The sequence below is a fragment of the Herbaspirillum lusitanum P6-12 genome, assembly GCF_000256565.1.
Taxonomy (GTDB): domain Bacteria; phylum Pseudomonadota; class Gammaproteobacteria; order Burkholderiales; family Burkholderiaceae_D; genus Herbaspirillum; species Herbaspirillum lusitanum.
Map to the genome: position 1 here is coordinate 1 of NZ_AJHH01000501.1, position 21,583 is coordinate 21,583.

Sequence of the window (21,583 nt, forward strand, 5' to 3'; positions counted from 1 at the left end):
GACATTGTTGCTCTGCACCGAAAAGCCTACTATGAAGTCATGGATTTCACTTCCTGACCTCCATTTTCTTACTACCTTAAGGAGATTGACCATGACGACACGCGAACAACAAATTCAGGCACTGGCTAAAGACTGGGCGGAGAACCCACGTTGGGCAGGCGTCAAGCGCAACTACTCGGCCGACGACGTGGTGCGCCTGCGCGGCTCGGTGCAGATCGAGCACACGCTGGCCAAGCGCGGCGCCGAAAAGCTGTGGAATCTGGTCAACAACGAACCGTTCGTCAATGCCCTCGGCGCGCTGACCGGCAACCAGGCGATGCAACAGGTCAAGGCCGGCCTGAAGGCGATCTACCTGTCCGGCTGGCAAGTCGCCGGCGACGCCAACCTGGCCGGCGAAATGTATCCCGACCAATCGCTGTATCCAGCCAACTCGGTGCCGATGGTGGTCAAGCGCATCAACAATACCTTCCAGCGCGCCGACCAGATCCAATGGTCGGAAGGCAAGAACGACATCGACTTCTTCGCACCGATCGTGGCCGACGCGGAAGCCGGTTTCGGCGGCGTGCTGAACGCCTATGAGCTGATGAAGTCGATGATCGACGCGGGCGCCGCCGGCGTTCACTTCGAAGATCAACTGGCGTCGGTGAAGAAGTGCGGCCACATGGGCGGCAAGGTGCTGGTGCCGACACGCGAAGCGGTCGAAAAGCTCAACGCGGCGCGCCTGGCGGCCGACGTTTCCGGCACCAGCACGCTGGTGATCGCCCGTACCGATGCCGAAGCGGCCGACTTGCTGACGTCCGACGTGGACGACAACGACAAGCCGTTCCTGACCGGCGAGCGCACCGTCGAAGGTTTCTTCAAGACCCGTCCGGGCATCGACCAGGCCATCTCGCGCGGCCTGGCCTATTCGGAATACGCCGACCTGGTCTGGTGCGAAACCGGCAAGCCGGACCTGGCCTTCGCCAAGAAATTCGCCGAAGCCATCCACGCCAAGTTCCCGGGCAAGATGCTGTCGTATAACTGCTCGCCGTCGTTCAACTGGAAAAAGAACCTGGACGACGCCACCATCGCCAAATTCCAGAAGGAACTGGGCGCCATGGGCTACAAGTTCCAGTTCATCACGCTGGCCGGTTTCCATGCATTGAACTATTCGATGTTCAACCTGGCGCACGGCTATGCGCGTAACCAGATGTCGGCCTTCGTGGAATTGCAGGAAGCCGAATTCGCAGCAGCCGACAAGGGCTTCACCGCGGTCAAGCATCAGCGCGAAGTCGGCACCGGTTACTTCGACGCGGTCACCCAGGCGATTCAGCAAGGCCAGTCGTCGACCACGGCGTTGCACGGCTCGACGGAAGATGAACAGTTCTTCGATGGCGCCGAAAAGAAGGTTGCCTGAGAAATTTACTCAATAAAGTTGCTCAATAAGTTTGCTTAAGGGCGATTGAAGTTTCAGGGGGTATCCACCCCCGTCCCTGCGGGAGCCGCACTCCACAAGAGTGCGGCTTTTTTACTTTTGGCGGGAGACCATGCCGTCGCGCACCTCGAACACGGCGTCGCCCAGCACGTCGACGTCGGCCGGATCGTGGGTGATGATCAGCATCGGCACATGCAGTTGTTGTTGCAGTTCGCTGAGCTCGTGACGCATGCGTTCGCGCAACGACAGGTCGAGTGCGGAGAAGGGCTCATCCAGCAGCAGGATGTCGGGTTGCGCCACCAGCGCCCGCGCCAGTGCGACGCGCTGGCGCTGGCCACCGGAAATCTGCGAGGGATAGCTGCCGGCTGTGGCGTCCAGCCCGAACGCCTGCAACCAGCGGGCGACCGTCGGATGCGAAGCAGGTTTGCGCAGGTTGAGGCAGCCGCGCTGCAGTCCGAAGGCGATGTTCTGCGCTACCGTCAGGTGAGGGAACAGCGCGTAATCCTGGAACAGATAGGCGACGTTGCGCTGTTGCGGCCGTACGTTGACGCCGTGCGCGGCGTCGAACAACGTGCGCCGGTTCAGCGTGATCCTGCCTTCGTCGGGGGTCATGAGGCCGGCCACGGCCTTGAGCGTCAGGCTCTTGCCTGAGCCAGAGGGACCATATAGTACGATGCGATCGCTGTCGGAGGCGAAGTCGATGTCGAGCTGGAACACGCGATCATCGGCGCGCAGCTCCTTGCGGATGCGGACGGCGACGCTCACGACAGATCCGCCCGGCGTGTATGGCCCGGCATCAGGCGTCCGGCGATCAGCAGCACGGCGACGCAGGTGACCGAGGTGATCACCACCAGCAAGGTCGCGGTGGAGTCGTCGCCGGCCTGCACCGCTTCGTAGATAGCGACGGAGAGCGTTTGCGTGCGGCCCGGCAGATTGCCGGCGATCATCAGCGTGGCGCCGAATTCGCCCAGCGCACGGGCGAACGCCAGGAGCACACCGGCGGCAATGCCGCGCGCCGCCAGCGGCAGGCTCACGCGGAAGAACACGCCGGCTTCGGACACGCCGAGCACGCGCGCGGCATTTTCAAGCTGCTTGTCGACATTTTCAAAGGCAGCACGCGCCGACTTCAGCACCAGCGGGAAGGCCACGATGGTCGAGGCGATCACCGCGCCTTGCCAGGTGAATACCAGTTCAATGCCCAGGCCCGACAACCACGCGCCGAAGGTGCCGCGCTTGCCGAACAGCACCAGCAGGTAATAGCCGAGCACAGTCGGCGGCAGCACCAGCGGCAGCGTCAGGATCGAGTCGATCAGGTCGCGCAGCGGCGAACGCCAGCGCGACAGTCCGTAGGCCGCCGCGACGCCGAAGAAGAGATTAAGCACCGTTGCCCAGCCCGCGACCTTGAGCGAGAGCAGCAACGGAGTCCAGACTGCACCCATAGTTTAGGAAACGCGTGAGAGAGTGAGAGTTGATCAGGCCGCAGCGTAGCAGGGTTATCAGGGTTTGAGGAAGCCGTAACGCGCCAGCACCGCCTGGCCGGCCGCCGATTGCACGTAGGCGAGATATTTTGCAGCCAGTGCTGCCTGCGCAGTGCTTGCCGTCACCGCGATCGGATAAGTGGCAGGCGTATCGGATGGAATGCGGATCGCGACCTTGACCTTGTCCGGCATGACGGCGGTTTTGCGCCATCACGCCCTTGGCCAGAATGGCGTCCCACAGGCCGGCGCTTTCCAGCGCGGTCTTGGTGTAGCGGCCGAACGGCACCGATGCCGGATTGCCGAGTGCGACTTTCTTGACGGCGGGCTGGGTCAGGTCCTTCAGGCTGGCGAGCGGCAGGGTGCTGTCGCCGGGAACGATCAGGACGATCTGGTTGGCGGCGAAATTCTTGCGCGTGGATGCTTGCACGGCTTTTTCCGCGATGGCCTTGTCCATTGCAGTCTGATCCGCCGAGGCGAATACGTCGGCCGGCGCGCCGCGCACGATTTGCTGCATCAGGATGTCGGAGGCGCCGAAGTTGTTGATCACCTTGACGCCGGGATTTTGCTGTTCAAATGCAGCACCCAGGTCCTTGAATGCGTTGGTCAGGCTGGCGGCGGCGGAGACCACGAGGTCGGTCGCGTGCGCCGGCGTCGCCATCAAAGATAGCGCCAGCAAGGCGCACGAGGCGGACGCGGCGAACCTGCGCAGGGATTGTGCGGTAAGGGAAGTGGACATGGGGTCTGTTTTTCTGAATGGAGGAAGAGTTTTGTCGAAATATACGTAAGGATATAACGATAGTCAATTCGTCGTCGCATATACATGTAATTTGCCTGGAGCCCTTGCTACAATCGCGGTCATGACAAATTCCAAAACCGTACGATTGCGCGTGATGCAGGGCGACACGATTGCCTTCGGTCCCGGCAAAGCCGCCTTGCTGCTGGCGATTGATCGCAACGGGTCGATTTCCGGCGCGGCGCGGGAAATGGAAATGTCGTACCGGCGCGCCTGGCTGCTGGTCGAAGAAATGAATCGCTGCTTCAATCAGCCGCTGGTGGCAACCGCAACCGGCGGCGCCAAGGGCGGCGGCGCCAGCATCACCGAGCTGGCGCGCGAAGTAGTGGCTTGCTACCAGCGCATGCAAAAGAAGGCCGACGCCGCCATCGAAAAAGACATGCAGCACCTGCAATCTCTGATCGTCGGCAAGGACTGAACGACGTCGATGCGCAACGCTCTCCTCAAATATCGCTTCCGCCTGCAAACCTGGCTGCGCATGTCCGAAAGCCATGCGATGCTGCTGTGGGCGGCCGTGGTCGGCTTCGTCGGCGCGCTGGCGACGATAGGTTTCCGCGAATGCATCGATGCCGTGCAATACCTGCTGACCGGGCATAGCGGCAGCTTCGTCGAAATCGCCAAGGGCCTGTCCTGGCAGATGCGTGTGCTGTTGCCGACGTGCGGCGGCGTGGTGGCCGGGCTGATCCTGATCTGGGCCAAACGCATGCCGGCCGGCGCCACTTCGGACTACATGGAGGCCGTGGCCATCGGCGACGGCCGGATTCCGATTCGTCATACCTTGCTGCGCAGCCTGTCGTCGCTGGCCACGGTCGGCTCGGGCGGCTCGATCGGACGGGAAGGGCCGATGGTGCAACTGGCGGCCTTGTGCGCTTCGCTGGTCGGCCGTTTCGCCCATTTTCCGTCGTCGCGCATGCGCCTGCTGGTGGCCTGCGGCGCCGCTGCAGGGATTACTTCCGCCTACAACGCGCCGATCGCGGGCGCCTTCTTCGTCACCGAAATCGTGCTTGGCGCGCTGGTGATGGAAAGCTTCGGCCCGGTGGTGGTGGCGTCGGTGGTGGCCAATATCACGATGCGCGAGCTGCCGGGTTACAAGCCTGCCTATGAGATGCCGTACTTCCCGGAAGTGGCCGGCGTCGAGATCATCCTGTTCGTGGTGTTGGGCGTGATCGCCGGGCTGCTGGCGCCGCAATTCCTGCGCCTGCTTGAACTGAGCAAGACGGCGTTCCGGAAGACCCGCCTGCCGTTGCCGCTGCGACTCGGCCTGGGAGGATTGCTGGTCGGGCTGCTGTCGGTGCGGGTGCCGGAGGTGTGGGGAAACGGCTACAGCGTGGTCAATTCGCTGCTGCACACCGACTGGCTGTGGTCGACGGTGCTGATCGTGATGATCTACAAGATCGTCGCGACGGCACTGACCACCGGTTCGGGCGCCGTCGGCGGGATTTTCACGCCGACCCTGTTTGTCGGCGCGGCCATCGGTTTCCTGTTCGGCGACATGGCGCATGCGTTGTGGCCGCATGCGATTTCGCAGCCATTCGCGTACGCGATGGTGGGGATGGGCGCATTCCTGGCGGCGGCGACCAACGCGCCGCTGATGGCGATCCTGATGATCTTCGAGATGACGCTGAGCTACCAGGTGGTGCTGCCGCTGATGCTGTCCTGCGTCGTGGCGTATGTCATCGCGCGCAGCCTGGACGGCAATTCGATGTACGAAATCACGCTCAAGCGCCATCGCGACGCGGCCGAGCGCATTCGCCTGCGCGGCACCCATATGAGCGAGCTGATCAAGCCGGCTGAAACCGTGCTGCAAAAGGACGCGCCGTTTTCCGAAGTGACCCGCATCTTCCTGCAATATCCGGTCAAATACATCTACATCACCGACCAGGAAAATCGTTATCTGGGCGTGGTGGCCTTGCAGGACGTGACCTCGTTGCTGCTCGACAAGGACGATATCGCGACCAAGTGCGCGGGGGATTTCATGCGCACGCACTTCTTGCATGAAGTGACGCCGGACATGTCGCTGGGGGAAGCTTTGCAGTTGTTCCTCGATCATCAGGGCGAGCGTCTGCCGGTGATTTCCAGCGCGGAAGACCCGCGTCTGCTGGGCGTGGTATTCAAGACATCGTTGCTGGATGCGTATTTTCGCTTGGATCGTTCGGGGGAGTAGGTTGCTTCAAAAAGTTGTTGATCGCTTTGTAACATTCGGGGGCGGGGTGACTATTCAGCAAGCAACCTTGTTAGAATGCGACATTAAATGTGAAAAACTACCAAACACGGCGCTGTTTCGCGTGATTTTGGTACAAGCATTGTCAAAGCCGGCGACGGCCACCAACATTTCAGGGATTCGAACGATTTTATGCTGAGTTACCGCCATGCCTTCCACGCTGGCAATCACGCTGATGTGCTCAAGCACATGGTGACGATCCAGTTGATGCGTTATCTCGGCCAGAAAGACACTCCCTACATGGTGGTCGACACCCATGCCGGCGGAGGCGTCTATGCGCTGGACGGGAATTACGCCAGCAAGAACGCCGAATACGAAACCGGCATCGGCCCGCTGTGGGATCGCACCGATCTGCCCGAAGCCGTTGCCGACTACGTGCAAGTGGTGAAAGACCTCAATCCTAGCGGCAAGATGCGCTATTACCCCGGCTCGCCGTATTGCGCGAACCAGGTGATGCGCGAGCAGGATCGTCTGCGCCTGTTCGAGCTGCATACGACCGAAAGCAAGATACTGGCCGACAATTTCCGCAAACTCGATGCGCACGCCGCCGAGCAGGGCAAGCGTCCGACTTCGCGCGGCAAGCGCGTGATGATTGAGCGCGGCGACGGTTTCCTCGCGCTCAAGGCGCTGTTGCCGCCGCCGTCGCGGCGCGCGCTGGTGCTCATCGATCCGCCGTACGAAGACAAGCGCGACTACCAGAAGGTCAAGGAAGCCCTGCAGGATGCGCTGGTGCGCTTCCCGACCGGCACCTATGCGGTCTGGTATCCTGTGCTGCAACGGATCGAGTCCAAACAGTTTTCCGATCGTCTCAAGCGTCTTGGCGCCCGCCAAGAGCTGGATCAACGTCACGCTGTCGATCAGTTCGCCGTCGCCGGATGGCTTCGGCCTGCACACCAGCGGCATGTTCGTGCTGAATCCGCCATGGACGCTGTTGGCGACCTTGAAGGAAGTGATGCCGTATCTGGTGAAGGTGCTGGGTCGCGACAGCGGTGCCGGTTTCCTGCTGGAATCGGGAGAGGCTTGAATGTATCGTTCCGACGAGGCTTGCGGCGGCAGGTTTTGCCGCCGTCTCATCCGTGAAATGTTTTCTGGTATCGGCAATGGATCACGGCATACAATAGAAGATCATGCCAAAGCTTCATTGCCTGCCGGAAGTGCCGGGGTTATCCAAAACAAAAAATCATGACCGAACCGTCTCCTGATCACGACGCCGCCCCGGCGCATCACGCCCATGATTTTTTCCTGGCCCGTCAACCGATCCTGAACCGCGAACAGGAATTGATCGGTTACGAGCTGTTGTTCCGCAACGCCGCGTTTGGGCCGGCCAACGTCAACGACGACGTTTCGGCAACGGCATCCGTCATCGCGCACGCGTCCGAACTCGGCCTCAACAACGTCATCGGCAGCCTGCATGGCTTCATCAACGTTGATGCTACCGTGCTGATGAGCGACTTCATCAATTTCCTGCCAGCCGACAAGGTGGTGCTGGAAATCCTCGAAACCGTCAAAGTCACTCCCGAACTGGTCAAGCGCGTCAATGAACTGGTGCGCGCCGGCTATGTGTTCGCGCTGGACGATGTCATCACCGAATCGGAAGATATCGCCCAGTTGCTACCGCTGGTCAAAATCATCAAGATCGACGTGATGGAAGTGGACGCAAGCAAGCTGCTCAAGCTGAGCGTGCATTTCAAACGCGCCCAAAAGATGCTGTTGGCCGAAAAGGTCGAGACGGTCGAGCAGTTCCGCGATTGCGTGACCTTCGGCTTCGACTACTTCCAGGGCTATTACTTCGCCAAGCCGGTAATCCTGCAGGGCAAGAAGCTGGAAGCGTCCAAGATCGTCATCATGCACATCCTGACGCTGCTGGTGCGCAACGTCGACAACGGCGAGATCGTGCGCTATATCAAGCGTGACGTCGCGTTGAGCCTGACACTGCTGCGCCTGGTGAATACGCCGGTGTACGGTTTCATGAAGCATATCGACTCGCTCGGGCAGGCTCTGATCGTGCTGGGGCGCCGGCAACTCAAGCGCTGGATGCAGATCCTGCTGTTCGCCAATACCGAGAAGGACAAGGCGCATACGCTGTCGCCGTTGCTGATTCTGGCGGCGACGCGCGGCAAGATGCTGGAGCTGATCACCGAAAGAATCCGTCCCGGTCGTCGCAAGATGTCCGAGATCGCCTTCACCGTCGGCATCATGTCGCTGGTCGATGCCTTGTTCGGCATGCCGATGGAAACCATCCTCACCCAGATCACGGTGAGTGCGGAAATCCGCGACGCATTGCTGTTCCGCACCGGCTTCTACGGCGAGATCCTGCAACTGGCCGAGGCTACCGAAAAGGCCGACAAGACGCCGGAGCAGATGAAGGAATTGCTCGACGGGCTGCAACTGAGCGCCGAAGATTTCTACGAACTGGAAACCCAGGCATTCGAATGGGGCAACAACATTTCCACCAACATGGGCCATGTGCCCGAGAAGAAAGTCGAAGCGGAAGCCGGCGCCGGCAACGTCGCCGAGCAGGATAGCTGATCAGTTGATCAGTTGATCATCTGATTCAAAGCGCCGCCCATGTCGGCGGTTTCATTTTCGGTTTGGTTTTCATTTCCTGCCCTTACCGCTCATTCCCGATCACGTCGCCTCGCGGCGTATTTTTTTATCATGCGCGCCAGGCGATTGCCGTGGCCATTACGTCTGTTGCGTCCGCTCCAATGTTCCTTGAACGTTGCCCACCAGCGCCGCCGCGCCTCCTTGAAGGCGGCCAGTCCGGCTTCGACCTGCTGCCACGCATGCGTCGCACGCAGTTGCGCAATCATGCGGTCCTTGAAGCGCAATATGATGTCCCGGTAGCGAGCAAACCAGGGCAGCGACAGCAAGGCTTTCTGCGTCAGCGTGTACACGCGCGCCACCAGTGCAGTGCCGAGCACTTTGGCGCTGACGATGATGATCAGACCCAGTGTCGGATGGCCGTGGGTAATCGACATCAGGGCCAGGATTTTGACAGGGAACAGCAGCAGGCTGGGCAGTACGAAGATGACCAGCGCCACGTAGGGCGGCACGCCGGCGACCCAGGCTTCCAGGCGCACGATGAACGGGATCAGCGGCAGCCGGGCGGACAGGCGTTTGCTGGCGTCCCACAGCCATTCTTCCAGCAGCAAAAGCAATGCCGCGGTGTAGACGAAAGGCGCCAGCAGGTATTTTCTGATGTTGTGCGACAAGGACGTCCTCATGAATGCGCGAAGCCCGCTGCAGGCATATGTTGGGCAGGCGCGCCAAAAACAAGCCGGACTTGCTTCAGGGAATTCCTTGGTCGCCCGCAGTGGTCAGCGCACCTGACGCTGCTTGATCAGGCTGAGCCAGCGATCGCCCCATTTCTCATCGCTCATGCAGGAGGCATAGTCGGTTACGGTGCGTGCGGCGCGTTCCAGCAGCTGGATGTCGGCTTCATGCTGGCGGGCGACGTGCGGATCTTCCAGGAATAGCACGCGGCGGCATTCATGTTCCAGGATCAACTCGGCAATCTGGGCGTCACCGCCGAGCGGACCGCTCAGGAAAGGCTTGACCCAGTTGCGGCCGGCTTCACCCTTGATCTTGACCGCGAGTTCGTTGAGCAGGCCGCCGGTGGTGCCGGTGGCGCAGCGGAAACCGAAACTGTCGAGCACGTCGAAATGGCGTTCGGCCAGTGCCAGCATGCGCGCTTTCATTGAATCATGGGCGATCAGGGCAATGCCTTCGTCGGCCAGCCGGAACGAGCCATCGCGCGCCGGATCAGGCGCAGCGCCGCCGGCAATCGCTTCCAATTCGAACCATTCCTGGGCGCCGGCCAGCGTCGACAGGAAGGGTTTGCCGTGGATCACGCATTGGCGCTTGAGGGCCACCGCTTCCGGGAAGGTCGAGGACGGATCGACAGGATCGATCAGGTAAATGATGGCGTCCAGCATGCGTGCCGGATCGCTGTCGACCACGCGCGACACCAGCTTCATCAGGCCGCCCTGGCGCCCGTAAGGGAAGCGCTCGATGTGCGGATAACCAGGCAGCAGGCCGAGATGGCCGATCGCGTCGAGCGTGCGGCCGACCACGACCAGTTCCGGTTGCAGCGCTTCGATGCGCGCGCGCGAACCCTGGAGCAGTTGCACCAGCGCAGAGTTGGGGGCGTCCTGGTGGGCACGGTTGGCAGCCAGGCCGATACGGTAGCGAGTCGAAGAAGATGTCATGGAAAAGGCGGAAGAAGTCGGTGCGGGAAGCTTTGTTTTGGCGTCGGCGCAGTGTAATTGCGCGCTCGGGGACTTTAACATACCGCTACAATGATGGACAGGCTCAAGGCCTGGACCACATGGAATATGCAAGCGAGAACATGAATAAAGCATTCGTAAAAGAATCCGACGGCGACGATGACGACGAACTGGCGTTGCCGGCCATTCCCGCGGGCACCAGGAATTACATGACGCCGGCGGGGCACAAGCGCATCAAGGATGAGCTGCTGCACCTGATCGACGTCGACCGTCCGGAAGTGGTGCGCATCGTGCATTGGGCCGCCTCCAACGGCGACCGTTCGGAAAACGGCGACTACATCTACGGCAAGCGCCGCCTGCGCGAGATCGATCGCCGCATCCGTTTCCTGACCAAGCGCCTCGACATCGCCGAAGTGGTGGATCCGACCATCCATCACGGCAACGACCAGATCTTTTTCGGCGCCACGGTCACCTATGAAAATCAGGACGGCATCGCACATACCGTCACCATCGTCGGCATCGACGAGCTCGATCCGCTCAACGGCAAGATCAGCTGGATCTCACCGGTGGCGCGCACCCTGACGAAGGCACGCGAAGGCGACGAAGTGACGCTGCAGACGCCGAGCAGCTGACCATCCTCGACGTCAGCTATCCGGGGCGCCGGGGAAGTGAGCCGTCCTTGAGCCGTCCCTGAGCCGGTGCGTTGCCGGTCCGGCCGCACAGCGCTTGGAACGGATTCTGCTCCCTGTTCCCGCAGCACGACCTGGTTCCGGTTTCCTGACTCCGATTTTCTGATATCACGATTTTTCCCGATTAAGCCAAAGGCCTGTCCATGTCCATCGTCTACGCCAGTCTGAATCATCCGCAACGCGTGGCTCTCGCCGCGGAAGTGCATTCCCGGCCGTTCCTGCACTTGAGCGCGCCGGAAAGCCTGACACATCTCGCGGTCTACCTGCGCGACCAGGCGGGCGCGGACGCCAACCATCACGTCGCGTTCCAGCATGCCCTGTTGTCCGACCTGTGCCTGCATTTTGGCGTGACCGCGCCGGGCATGGACGCCAAGCATTTCTTCCACGACTTCGGCCGTTTCCGCCTCAAGTGGGAATGCCATACCGAATTCGCCAGCTATACATTCGCGCAGAGTCACGACGCCGCACTGACGACCGATGAAGCCTTCGCCGCCGCGCCGCTCAGGCACGTGCCGCAGCAGTGGCTGCTGGCGTTGCAGGGCAAGATCATGGTGGCGGCCCATGTGGTGCTGGAACGCGCACCGGCACATGACGCCGCCGCCGGCATGGCGCGCCTGTTCGAAGGCAAGCTGCTGTCTTCCAGCAAGGTATTGCAGGGCGGGGAAATCTGGACCGATTTCGTGATCCAGGCCGATGGTTTCAGCCGCTTCGTGGTGCGCGACATCGACTTGCGCGACCTGCAGGGCGGACGCCTGGTGCAGCGCATCCTGGAAATCGAAACCTACCGCATGATGGCCTTGCTGGGTTTGCCGCACGCGCTGCAGGCCGGGCCGGTGCTCAACGCCATCGAAAGCGATCTGGCGACGCTGACGGCCGCGATGGTCGATGCGGAGCATGGCGGCGGCAATACCAGCGCAGGACACGCAGAAGACGAGCGGATCCTGCGCAAGATCACCGGCCTGGCGGCGCGCATCGAAAAGATGTCGCTGGAAAACAGCTATCGCTTTTCCGCATCGCAGGCGTATTTCCGGCTGGTCAAGGCCCGTATCGAAGAGCTGCGCGAAACCCGCGTGGAGGGCGTGCCCACCATCGGCGAGTTCATGGAACGCCGTCTCGCGCCCGCCATGGACACCTGCACGTCGGTGGCGCATCGCCAGAAAGCATTGGCCGAACGGATCGCGCATACCAACGATCTGCTGCGCACGCGCATCGGCATCGTGCAAGAGCAGCAGAACCGCCAGATCCTCGAATCGATGAATGCCCGTGCGGCCCAGCAACTGCGCTTGCAGCAGGCGGTCGAAGGCTTGTCGGTGGCTGCAATTTCCTACTACATGGTGGGATTGTTCGGCTATATCGGCAAGGCGCTCAAGGCGTCCGGCATCCCGATCAATCCGGATATCGCCACCGGGCTCATGGTGCCGGTGTTTGCGGCGGGCGTATGGTTCGGCTTGCGGCGCTTGCACAAGAGCGTGCACGTGTCCTGAGCCGGATGGTGCAGATGACGCAGACGTAAAAAAGCCGGATCGGTTGATCCGGCTTTTTTGCTTTTGGAAACCCGATCAGACGATTGCGCTGATCTTTTCCTGTGCTTGCGATACGGTTTGCCTGGCTTTTTCTTCGCCCATCGACACGCCTTCAGCGGTGATCAGTTCCACGTCGGTGATGCCCAGGAAGCCCAGTACGCTGCGGATGTAGGTGCCGTTGAAATCCATTGGTTGCGCCGGACCTTCGGAATAGACGCCGCCGCTGCTCAGGATCACGATGGCGCGCTTGCCGGTGAGCAGGCCGGCAGGGCCGTTGGCGCCGTAGGAGAAGGTGCGGCCGACGCGGCTGATATGGTCAACCCATGCCTTGAACGCGGATGGCGGCGCGAAGTTGTACATCGGCACGCCGATGACCAGTGTGTCTGCGGCGATCAGTTCGTCCACCAGCTTGTCGGATTCGGCGAGGATCGCTTGCTGTTCCGCGCTGCGTTGATCGGCAGGTGTGAAATAGGCGCCGATCATGGCTTCAGTAATGTGCGGCAGGATGTGGCTTGCCAGGTCGCGCTGGACGACCTTGCCGCCGGCGTTCTTGGCTTGCCATTGTTCGACATAGGCAGCGCTCAGCTGACGGGTAAGGGAGCCGGCATAGCGGGCGCTGGAGTCAATGTGCAGAAGGGTGCTCATATTGTTTCCTTGGAAAGTTGCCTTGGGTTATCAGGTCGCATTGGATTGCGATGAAAGGAATATAGAGGCTTTCCAATAACTTCAATAGATGGGAGAATCTGATTTCACCAGTCCATTTTTAGGATGAATGCCATGTTGGACCTGAACGATATCTCTGTCTTTGTCGAAGTCGTGCGCGCCGGCAGCTTTGCCGCTGCGGGCCGTCGCCTCGGCATGCCTTCCAACACCATCAGCCGGCGTTTGCAATTGCTGGAAGAGAGCCTCGGCGTACGGCTGCTGCAGCGCTCCACGCGGCAATTGAACATGACGGCGGCGGGGCGCGAGTTCTTCGAACGCTGTGCACCCGGCATCGAGGACATCCAGCACGCCGGCGCCAGCTTGTCGGACGGCAATCGCGAACCCGGCGGCATCTTGCGTGTGGCGGCGCCGGCGGACTTTTTCGACAACTTCGCCATGGAATGGATGGCTGAATTCATGCAGCGCTATCCGCGCGTGCAACTCGAGTTCCTGCTCAGCGACGATCGCGTCGATCTCATTGCCGAAGGCATCGACCTGGCGTTTCGCGCCGGGCAGTTGCCCGATTCGAGTCTGGTGGCGCGCAAATTGGGCGCCAGCCATCGCGGCTTGCTGGCCAGTCCTTCGTATTTGGCCCGGCGCGGCGCGCCGGAATCGCTGGAAGAGTTGGCCCGGCACGACTGCCTGGCCGCTTCCAATACTCCACAAGCGGCGCTGTGGAAGCTGGAGGGACCAAATGGCGCAGAGAGCATCCGCGTGGCGCCGCGCCTGTGCATCAACACCGCGCAGGGCTTGCTGCGGGCGGCGCGTGCCGGACTGGGCATTGCATTGTTGCCGGTGATGGTCGCGGCGGAAGACTTGCGGCGCGGTACGTTGGTGAGCATCTTGCCGCAGTATCAGCGCGACATCAGCGGCATGTATGCGGTGTATCCGAATCGGCGCCAGTTATCGCTGGCGGTCAGCGCGCTGATTGAATTTGTTGCTGAGAAAGTCAAGCACGGCGCATGCAATGCCGGTGGGGGGATGGAATTTGCCGTGCCGGAAGCGCAAGCGGTCGCTTGACGCATCAGGCGAGGTTTGTTGCGGGGTTTGGTCAGCTTCGCTCGCGCAGGATGCGGGCGACGCTGTCGATGCTGCGGATGCCGCGCATGGTGCGGGCGAGGTGGACACGGTCTTCGACCTGGATGGTGAAGCGCAAGTGCTTCATCGCCGGATCGCCGTCGTCGTCCATGCTGACCGAGACGATATGCGCGTCGGCTTCGCCGATTTCGGCGGCGATGCGCGCCAGCGTACCTTTCTGGTTATGCGCCAGGATGGTGATGCGGCATTCGAAGCGGCGGTTGAGTTCGCCGGCCCAGGTGACTTCGATCCAGCGATCCGGTTCTTTCTCGCGATGCCGCTTGGCGGTCTCGCAATCCTCGACGTGGACAATCAGCGCCTGGTCGTGTTTCAGATGGCCGATCAGTTTGTCGCCGGGGATCGGCAGGCAACAGGTTGCCAGCTGCACGGTCGAGCCTTCGTTGCCGGTGATGACCACCGGATCCGGTTTGCTCGGCAGCATGTGTCCTTCGACATCAAGCTGCGGCACGGCGCCGCCGTTCTCGGTCATGCCCATGATATGACGGGCCACCAGCGGCGCCATGCGCGTGCCGATGCCGATGTCGGCGTACAGCTCGTCCATGGTCTTGGCGCTGGATTCGTTGAGCAGGCGCTCGATCAGCGTGGTTGGCAGGTCCGGGTCAAGTCCCAGCGTATTGAGCGCATTGGTCAGCAGGCGTTTGCCCAGCGCTTGCGATTCGGCCAGGTTGACCGTGCGCAGGCGATGGCGGATCGCCGAGCGCGCCTTGCCGGTGCGGACGTAGCCGAGCCAGTTCGGACTCGGGCGCGACGATGGCGAGGTGATGATTTCGACGATGTCGCCGTTGTGCAGCTCGGTGCGCAGCGGCGCCGGTTCGTGGTTGATCACGACCGAGGTGGTCTGGTCGCCGATGTCGGTATGGATGTTGTAGGCGAAGTCGAGCGCCGTGGCGCCGCGCGGCAGGGCGATGATCTTGGACTTCGGCGTGAAGACGTAGACTGAATCCGGGAACAGGTCGACCTTGACGTGTTCGAGGAATTCGGCCGAGTCGCCGGTCTGCTTCTGGATGTCCAGCAGCGATTGCAGCCAGGCATGAGTGCGTTGCTGCAGGTCGGTCAGGCTGCCTTCGTCGTCCTTGTACAGCCAGTGCGCGGCGACGCCCGATTCGGCCACGCGATGCATGTCCTGCGTACGGATCTGGAACTCCACCGGCGTGCCGTAGGGGCCGATCAGCGTGGTGTGCAGCGACTGGTAGCCGTTCAGCTTGGGAATCGCGATGTAGTCCTTGAACTTGCCCGGCATCGGCTTGAACAGCGAATGCAAGGTGCCCAGCGCGACGTAGCAATTGGCGAAGCTGTCGACCACCACGCGGAAGCCGTAGACATCCAGCACCTGTGAAAACGTCAGGTGCTTGTTGCGCATCTTGCGGTAGATGCCGTACAGCGTCTTTTCGCGGCCGTCGACCTGGGCCGGGATGCCGGCTGCGATCAGCGTGCTGGTGACGGACTCGAGGATCTTGGTGACCACTTCGCGGCGATTGCCGCGCGCGGCCTTGACCGCCTTCGACAATGTCTTGTGGCGCAGCGGGTAGAGATGCGAGAACGACAGTTCCTGCAGCTCGCGGTAAATATTGTTGAGGCCGAGACGGTGCGCGATCGGCACGTAGACTTCCATCGTCTCGCGGGCGATGCGGCGCTTTTTCTCGGGGACCATCGCACCGAGCGTGCGCATGTTGTGCAGGCGATCGGCCAGTTTGATCAGGATCACGCGCACGTCGCGCGCCATCGCCAGCAGCATCTTGCGGAAGTTTTCCGCCTGCGCTTCGATCTGGCTCTGGAATTCGATCTTGTCGAGCTTGGACAAGCCATCAACCAGCGAGGCCACCGGCGCGCCGAAACGCTCGATCAGTTCGTCCTTGCGTACGCCCTGGTCTTCCATCACGTCATGCAGCAGTGCGGCCATCATGGCTTGCGCATCCAGCTTCCAGTCGGCGCAGATTTCGGCGACCGCGAGCGGATGCGAGATGTAAGGTTCGCCCGACTTGCGCATCTGGCCCAGGTGCGCCTCATCCGAGAAGCGATAGGCTTCCTTGACCTTCTTCAGTTCGGAAGGCGTGAGGTATTCCTCGAGCTTGTGCGTCAGATGGGTAAACGTCGCCACGCCGCTGTGCAACGCGGGAGCAGGGGGTGTTGCGGAAGGATTTTGGGAATTCTGTTTTGACGCCGAGCGTCCGGAAGACGCTCGGGGAGTACCGGTGCTGCCAGTCATGCCAGTCGTACTAGTTGCTGATAACGGAGAACCGAGGGTTGAATCTGGGGGAGTCAGGCTCATACGTTGGCGTTATCGGCAGCATGGACGAGGATGAAACTCAGGCAGGCACTTTTTTCAGCATCTCGATGCCGACCTTGCCGGCTGCGATTTCGCGCAGGGCTGTGACGGTCGGCTTGTCCTTGGCGTCCACTTTCGGGGTATGGCCTTGCAGCAGCTGGCGTGCGCGATATGTTGCGGCCAGGGTCAGCTGGAAGCGATTAGGGATTTGCTTGAGGCAATCTTCGATGGTGATACGGGCCATAAAAACTCCTGATTTCGTGTTGCTTGGTGATTCTGAATGATTCTGGTGGTTCCGGTTCAATCGGCATCCGCATTGTCATCGGATCCGGTTCGAGCGGTGCGCCTTGGGAGCGATTTACTCGTCAACTCAGGTGATGGCATGAATGCCGAGCTGAGTGAACAGGAAGGTGTTGCGTGCAGCCTGTTGCGGGAAGCGGCAACGCGCTGCTTTCACAATTGCCGTCAATTCCGACAAAGCGACTGCAAACTCTTGATTAATAATAACATATTCGAACTCCGGCGAGTGAGCGATTTCGCCGCCGGCGGCCAGGATGCGGCGCGTAATGACGTGCGGTTCGTCCTGCCCGCGTTTTTTGAGGCGCTCTTCCAGCGCCGCGATCGAGGGCGGCAGGATGAAGATGCCGATGGCGTTGGAAAACTGTTTCTTGACCTGCTGTGCGCCTTGCCAGTCGATTTCCAGCAGCACGTCGGTGCCGTTGGAAATCTGATCGGCGATCATCAGCCGCGAGGTGCCATAGTAATTGCCGTGCACTTCCGCCCATTCCAGGAATTCGCCCTCGGCCTGGCGCTTGAGGAAATCGTCGGCGGTCGTGAAGTAGTATTCGCGGCCGTGCTCTTCACCCGGACGCGGCGGGCGCGTGGTGTAGGAAATCGACAGCTTGATCTCGGGCTCCTGCTTCAGCAGGGCGTTGACCAGCGTGGATTTGCCGGCGCCGGAGGGGGCGACCACCATGAAGAGGCTGCCGGAAGTGGGTTTTTGGACGGGCATGATGTCCTCGCTGAAAAATGTCTTTTGGCTAATGTTGTCGGGTAGTAAAGGGCGGTGCTTGCGCCGCCGGGAGTTCGCCCTTAGGTCACTCCAGATTCTGTACCTGCTCGCGCATCTGGTCGATCAGCAATTTCAATTCCATCGACGCGTCGGCGAGCTCTTTCATGGCGGCTTTCGAGCCGACCGTATTTGCTTCGCGGTTGAGTTCCTGCATCATGAAATCGAGGCGCTTGCCGACCTGGCCGCCTTTTTTCAGGATATGGCGGGTCTCGGCCAGATGCGCCGAGAGGCGCGCCAGTTCTTCGGCGATGTCGATGCGGATGCCGTACAGCGTGACTTCCTGGCGGATGCGCTCCAGAACTTCTTCGCGCGGCAGCGACGCGACTGCGCCGTCCTTGCTCGTCAGTCCCAGCGCTTCCTGCATGCGTTCGGTGGCCTTTTGCTGGAACTGCGTCACCAGTTGCGGCACCAGCGGCGTGATGCGCGCGACGATCGCTTCCATGGCGTCGATGCGGGTTTCCAGCACCGCCTGCAGCGCTGCGCCTTCGCGTGCGCGGCTATCCAGGAACGCGGTCAGGGTTTGCTGCAGCGTCGCCAGCACGTCGGCTTGCAGCGTGTCCTGGCCAATTTCGGCTTCTTCAATCACGCCTGGCCAGCGCAACAGTTCCGCTACGCTCAGCGGCGGCGCGTCGATGAATTGCGCGCGCACCTGGCTTTGCAATTCCGAGATCGTCGCCAGCAGCGTCTGGTTGAGGGCCTGGCTGGCGCCTTCGGCGGTTTGCGGCCGAAACTCAGGCGGCATTCGACCTTGCCGCGCACCAGCTTGCTGATGATGGCTTCGCGCATGGCGGGCTCGACCGCGCGCAAGTCGTCGTTGACGCGGAACTGCAGGTCGAGGAAGCGCGAATTGACGCTCTTGAGTTCAACGGTGATGGCGCCGGCGGCGGTGTCGCGCTTGGTGACGGCGTAGCCGGTCATGCTGTAGATGGTCAAATCGAGGCTCCGTAGCGCGGGGCGGCATGCATGGCGCAACCGCGCTGTCAGGTTGGATGGGCTTGCGGGCGTGGCCGGGCAGGTCGGGATGAGGCATCACGCGGCGCGACGGCGGGCGGGTCATCCTTTACAATGCCGGACTTGAACGTTGCGGCGGCCGCCTGTGCGGTCTGGCCGGAACGAACGATGCCCGCTCGGAGCCCGCATTTTAAAGAAGATTGGCCGCCGCGCGCCATCAAAACCTCTTCTCCGGTTCTGCCCGGCCTACATGGCCCCAAGGCGTCCGTCACCGATTCCATAGGAAAAACCATGACCGCATTCCAACGTCCCAGCGGACGCGCCACCACCGATTTGCGCACCGTTCGCCTGACCCGCCACTACACCAAGCATGCCGAAGGCTCCGTGCTGGTCGAGTTCGGCGACACCCGCGTGCTGTGCACCGCCAGCATCGAAGAAAAAGTGCCGGGTTTCCTCAAGGGCAAAGGGCAAGGCTGGATGACCGCTGAATACGGCATGCTGCCGCGCTCGACGCATACCCGTATGGACCGCGAAGCCGCCAAGGGCAAGCAGTCTGGCCGCACGCAAGAAATCCAGCGCCTGATCGGCCGCGCCTTGCGCGCCGCGTTTGACCTGGAAGCCTTCGGCGAGCGCACCCTGCATCTCGACTGCGACGTCCTGCAAGCCGATGGCGGCACGCGTACAGCCGCCATTACCGGCGCCATGGTCGCCGCTTACGACGCGTTCTCGGTGCTGCTGGGCCGCGGCTTGATCACGGCCATTCCGGTCAAGCATTTCGTGGCGGCGATTTCGGTCGGCGTCTATCGCGGCGTGCCGGTGCTGGACCTGGATTACGTGGAAGATTCCGACTGCGACACCGATATGAACGTCGTCATGACCGATGCCGGCCATTTCGTCGAAGTGCAGGGCACCGCTGAAGGCGCCGCCTTCGACCGCAACACGCTCAACAGCCTGCTCGACATCGCCGACAAGGGCATCAAGGAACTGCTTGCCTTGCAGAAAGAAACACTCGGTCTGGCTCGATAAACTAAACGACGAGAGATCGTCGCGCCAAAAGGACGCCGGGCCGGCAGCCGCGCCCGAATCCTTTTACAATCCCTACAATCCCGCTATGCCATGTCCGTGCACTACGGACATGGCGTTTTTACTTGATCGACTGTTATCCGTTATTCATCCGTCATGACCCAAAAAATCGTCCTCGCCTCCAACAACCCCGGAAAACTCCGCGAATTCGGCGCCTTGCTCGGCGAAATCGGCCTGGACGTGCGTCCGCAAGGCGAGTTCGATGTGCCGGAAGCCGAAGAGCCCTTCGCCACCTTCGTCGAAAACGCCCTGGCCAAGGCACGCCACGCCTCACGCCTGACCGGCCTGCCTGCGCTGGCCGACGATTCCGGCGTCTGCGTCAACGCTCTGGGCGGTGCGCCCGGCGTATGGTCGGCGCGCTACGCCGGCGAGCCGAAATCGGACGCCGCCAACAACGCCAAACTGATCGCCGACCTGGCCGGGCACGACGACAAATCGGCCTATTACTACTGCGTGCTGGTCTATGTCCGCCACGCCGACGATCCGCAACCGGTCATCGCCGACGGTTCGTGGCATGGTGAAATCGTCGAAGAAGCGCGCGGCGCGGGCGGCTTCGGCTATGACCCGTATTTCTGGCTGCCGGCCCTGAACCGCACGGCGGCTGAGTTGAGCGCTGCTGAAAAGAATGCCCACTCGCACCGCGGCCAGGCCCTGCGCGCGCTGGTCGAGAAGCTGCGATGATCATTCCGATCAAGCCTGTCGGCGTGAGCCTGTCGTCGCTGCCATCGCAGTCGGGCCAGTCCGGGCAGCAGGACGGTCCGGCGCAGGCCGCGCTGGCGTTCCTCAAACCGGGCAGCCTGCAACTGTCGGCCTTGCCGCCGCTGTCGCTGTACGTGCATTTCCCGTGGTGCGTGAAGAAGTGTCCCTACTGCGATTTCAATTCGCATGAAGTGAAGGGCAGCTTCCCTGAAGACATCTATCTGGACGCCTTGCGCGCCGATCTGGAGTCGGCGCTGCCGCTGATCTGGGGCCGCAAGATCTACTCCGTCTTCATCGGCGGCGGCACGCCCAGCCTGTTGTCGGCGGCCGGGCTCGACCGCCTGCTGTCCGATATCCGCACCTTGCTGCCGCTGGACATCGACATCGAAATCACGATGGAAGCCAATCCCGGTACTTTCGAAGCCGAGAAATTCAAGTCCTATCGCGCCAGCGGCATCAACCGTCTGTCGATTGGCATCCAGAGCTTCAACTCGGCGCATCTGGCCGCGCTCGGCCGCATCCATGACGGCGACCAGGCGCGCAAGGCGGTCGAGATCGCACATGCGAATTTCGACAACTTCAACCTCGACCTGATGTACGCCTTGCCGTCGCAGAGCGTGGAAGAAGCACGCCGCGACATCCAGACCGCAATCGACTGCGCGCCGCCGCACCTGTCGCTGTACCACCTCACGCTGGAGCCGAACACGCTGTTCGCCAAATACCCGCCGCAGGTGCCGGACGACGATACCAGCGCCGACATGCAGGACATGATCACCGAACTGACCGGCGCCGCCGGCTACCAGCACTACGAAGTGTCGGCCTACGCCAAACCGAAGCGCCAGGCGCGCCACAATCTCAATTACTGGCAGTTTGGCGACTACCTGGGCATCGGCGCCGGGGCCCATTCGAAGCTGTCGTTCCCGCACCGCATCGTGCGCCAGGCGCGTCACAAGCATCCGCAGACCTACATGGAAAAGATGCGCACCGGCAACGCCATCCAGGAAGAAGGCGAGATCGGCCGCGACGCGCTGGGCTTCGAATTCATGCTCAATGCGTTGCGCCTGGAAGACGGTTTTCCGGTCAATTTGTTTAACGAGCGCACCGGCATGAGCATCAACGCCATCGACGCCGCGCTCAATGACGCCGAGAAAAAAGGCCTGCTGTATCGCGACCACGCGATCATCCGGCCAACCGAGCTGGGACGCCGCTTCCTGAACGATCTCCAGGAAATGTTCCTGTTTGAATGAACATTTAGGCAAGTGCAGTTTTCTCAGGTATATTTAGTAAATATTTGGATTTAGATAAGAATTCTTTTCGGAAACTTGCTTATTTATTTTTCATAACCAATTAAAAATATTGGGGGCG

The 21,583-nt window shown here is 61.3% G+C and carries 19 protein-coding genes and 3 pseudogenes; 12 read left to right on the forward strand and 10 right to left on the reverse strand.

Features of this window, described 5'->3' with window-relative positions:
- The first annotated feature begins 91 nt into the window (after nucleotides 1–91).
- On the forward strand, nucleotides 92–1,396 hold the full coding sequence (gene aceA, locus HLUSI_RS0116910; RefSeq protein WP_016835092.1) for an isocitrate lyase: 1,305 nt from the start codon (nucleotides 92–94) through the stop codon (nucleotides 1,394–1,396).
- Between the two features lie 111 nt (nucleotides 1,397–1,507).
- Here the strand turns inward: aceA and HLUSI_RS0116915 are convergent, their stop codons facing one another.
- The 3 genes and pseudogenes from HLUSI_RS0116915 to modA all read right to left on the reverse strand — a co-directional run bounded on the left by HLUSI_RS0116915 (nucleotide 1,508) and on the right by modA (nucleotide 3,628).
- Nucleotides 1,508–2,179: a sulfate/molybdate ABC transporter ATP-binding protein gene (locus HLUSI_RS0116915; RefSeq protein ID WP_016835093.1), complete on the reverse strand. Its 672-nt coding sequence runs from the start codon at nucleotides 2,177–2,179 to the stop codon at nucleotides 1,508–1,510.
- Complete coding sequence (modB, locus tag HLUSI_RS0116920) at nucleotides 2,176–2,853, reverse strand: molybdate ABC transporter permease subunit (protein ID WP_029363640.1); 678 nt, start codon at nucleotides 2,851–2,853, stop codon at nucleotides 2,176–2,178. The genes HLUSI_RS0116915 and modB overlap by 4 nt, the downstream gene beginning before the upstream one ends.
- A 57-nt stretch (nucleotides 2,854–2,910) precedes the next feature.
- A pseudogene (modA, locus tag HLUSI_RS29180) lies at nucleotides 2,911–3,628 on the reverse strand (molybdate ABC transporter substrate-binding protein).
- Between the two features lie 121 nt (nucleotides 3,629–3,749).
- On the opposite strand from modA, the gene HLUSI_RS0116930 reads away from it, so the two are divergent.
- The 5 genes and pseudogenes from HLUSI_RS0116930 to HLUSI_RS0116945 all read left to right on the forward strand — a co-directional run bounded on the left by HLUSI_RS0116930 (nucleotide 3,750) and on the right by HLUSI_RS0116945 (nucleotide 8,435).
- Entirely contained in the window at nucleotides 3,750–4,103 is a 354-nt protein-coding gene (locus HLUSI_RS0116930) for a winged helix-turn-helix domain-containing protein (protein WP_016835095.1), read from the forward strand.
- Between the two features lie 9 nt (nucleotides 4,104–4,112).
- Nucleotides 4,113–5,849 carry a ClcB-like voltage-gated chloride channel protein gene (locus tag HLUSI_RS0116935; protein WP_016835096.1) on the forward strand — a complete coding sequence of 579 codons (1,737 nt, stop codon included), beginning with the start codon at nucleotides 4,113–4,115 and terminating at the stop codon, nucleotides 5,847–5,849.
- 189 nt (nucleotides 5,850–6,038) lie between these two features.
- Nucleotides 6,039–6,930, forward strand: a pseudogene (locus HLUSI_RS29185) (23S rRNA (adenine(2030)-N(6))-methyltransferase RlmJ).
- Nucleotides 6,931–7,092, forward strand: a complete 162-nt coding sequence (locus HLUSI_RS32780; RefSeq protein WP_157137886.1) for a hypothetical protein — start codon at nucleotides 6,931–6,933, stop codon at nucleotides 7,090–7,092.
- Nucleotides 7,089–8,435 carry an EAL and HDOD domain-containing protein gene (locus HLUSI_RS0116945; protein ID WP_016835097.1) on the forward strand — a complete coding sequence of 449 codons (1,347 nt, stop codon included), beginning with the start codon at nucleotides 7,089–7,091 and terminating at the stop codon, nucleotides 8,433–8,435. The genes HLUSI_RS32780 and HLUSI_RS0116945 overlap by 4 nt, the downstream gene beginning before the upstream one ends.
- A gap of 89 nt (nucleotides 8,436–8,524) precedes the next feature.
- Here HLUSI_RS0116945 and HLUSI_RS0116950 read toward each other — a convergent pair whose 3' ends face one another.
- Nucleotides 8,525–9,121 carry a hypothetical protein gene (locus HLUSI_RS0116950; protein ID WP_016835098.1) on the reverse strand — a complete coding sequence of 199 codons (597 nt, stop codon included), beginning with the start codon at nucleotides 9,119–9,121 and terminating at the stop codon, nucleotides 8,525–8,527.
- A gap of 105 nt (nucleotides 9,122–9,226) precedes the next feature.
- On the reverse strand, nucleotides 9,227–10,117 hold the full coding sequence (locus HLUSI_RS0116955) for a hypothetical protein (protein ID WP_016835099.1): 891 nt from the start codon (nucleotides 10,115–10,117) through the stop codon (nucleotides 9,227–9,229).
- 140 nt (nucleotides 10,118–10,257) lie between these two features.
- Between HLUSI_RS0116955 and greB the strand changes: the two genes are divergently transcribed.
- Both greB and HLUSI_RS0116965 read left to right on the forward strand, forming a co-directional pair.
- Nucleotides 10,258–10,767 carry a transcription elongation factor GreB gene (greB, locus tag HLUSI_RS29190; RefSeq protein ID WP_414087025.1) on the forward strand — a complete coding sequence of 170 codons (510 nt, stop codon included), beginning with the start codon at nucleotides 10,258–10,260 and terminating at the stop codon, nucleotides 10,765–10,767.
- Nucleotides 10,768–10,967: 200 nt separating this feature from the next.
- Entirely contained in the window at nucleotides 10,968–12,308 is a 1,341-nt protein-coding gene (locus HLUSI_RS0116965; RefSeq protein ID WP_016835101.1) for a DUF3422 family protein, read from the forward strand.
- Between the two features lie 75 nt (nucleotides 12,309–12,383).
- On the opposite strand, the gene HLUSI_RS0116970 is transcribed toward HLUSI_RS0116965, so the two are convergent.
- A complete protein-coding gene (locus HLUSI_RS0116970; RefSeq protein ID WP_016835102.1) occupies nucleotides 12,384–12,992 on the reverse strand; it encodes an FMN-dependent NADH-azoreductase in 609 nt (202 codons plus the stop codon).
- Between the two features lie 132 nt (nucleotides 12,993–13,124).
- On the opposite strand from HLUSI_RS0116970, the gene HLUSI_RS0116975 reads away from it, so the two are divergent.
- Nucleotides 13,125–14,069 carry a LysR family transcriptional regulator gene (locus HLUSI_RS0116975; protein ID WP_040503591.1) on the forward strand — a complete coding sequence of 315 codons (945 nt, stop codon included), beginning with the start codon at nucleotides 13,125–13,127 and terminating at the stop codon, nucleotides 14,067–14,069.
- A gap of 31 nt (nucleotides 14,070–14,100) precedes the next feature.
- On the opposite strand, the gene HLUSI_RS0116980 is transcribed toward HLUSI_RS0116975, so the two are convergent.
- The 4 genes and pseudogenes from HLUSI_RS0116980 to HLUSI_RS29195 form a co-directional block, all read right to left on the reverse strand.
- Nucleotides 14,101–16,416, reverse strand: coding sequence for a RelA/SpoT family protein (locus HLUSI_RS0116980; protein ID WP_029363641.1), 2,316 nt, complete (start codon nucleotides 16,414–16,416; stop codon nucleotides 14,101–14,103).
- Between the two features lie 37 nt (nucleotides 16,417–16,453).
- Complete coding sequence (rpoZ, locus tag HLUSI_RS0116985; RefSeq protein ID WP_007881846.1) at nucleotides 16,454–16,657, reverse strand: DNA-directed RNA polymerase subunit omega; 204 nt, start codon at nucleotides 16,655–16,657, stop codon at nucleotides 16,454–16,456.
- Between the two features lie 126 nt (nucleotides 16,658–16,783).
- On the reverse strand, nucleotides 16,784–17,425 hold the full coding sequence (gene gmk, locus HLUSI_RS0116990) for a guanylate kinase (RefSeq protein ID WP_016835105.1): 642 nt from the start codon (nucleotides 17,423–17,425) through the stop codon (nucleotides 16,784–16,786).
- Between the two features lie 85 nt (nucleotides 17,426–17,510).
- Nucleotides 17,511–18,403 (reverse strand): annotated as a pseudogene (locus HLUSI_RS29195) (YicC/YloC family endoribonuclease).
- A 324-nt stretch (nucleotides 18,404–18,727) separates the two neighbouring features.
- On the opposite strand from HLUSI_RS29195, the gene rph reads away from it, so the two are divergent.
- From rph to hemW, 3 genes are all read left to right on the forward strand, one after another.
- The gene (gene rph, locus HLUSI_RS0117000) at nucleotides 18,728–19,462 is read left to right on the forward strand and encodes a ribonuclease PH (protein ID WP_016835106.1); all 735 of its coding nucleotides are present in this window, start codon (nucleotides 18,728–18,730) and stop codon (nucleotides 19,460–19,462) included.
- A 153-nt stretch (nucleotides 19,463–19,615) separates the two neighbouring features.
- The gene (gene rdgB, locus HLUSI_RS0117005; protein WP_016835107.1) at nucleotides 19,616–20,200 is read left to right on the forward strand and encodes an RdgB/HAM1 family non-canonical purine NTP pyrophosphatase; all 585 of its coding nucleotides are present in this window, start codon (nucleotides 19,616–19,618) and stop codon (nucleotides 20,198–20,200) included.
- Nucleotides 20,197–21,465, forward strand: coding sequence for a radical SAM family heme chaperone HemW (gene hemW / locus HLUSI_RS0117010; protein ID WP_016835108.1), 1,269 nt, complete (start codon nucleotides 20,197–20,199; stop codon nucleotides 21,463–21,465). Before rdgB ends, hemW begins: the two co-directional genes overlap by 4 nt.
- Nucleotides 21,466–21,583 lie beyond the last annotated feature (118 nt).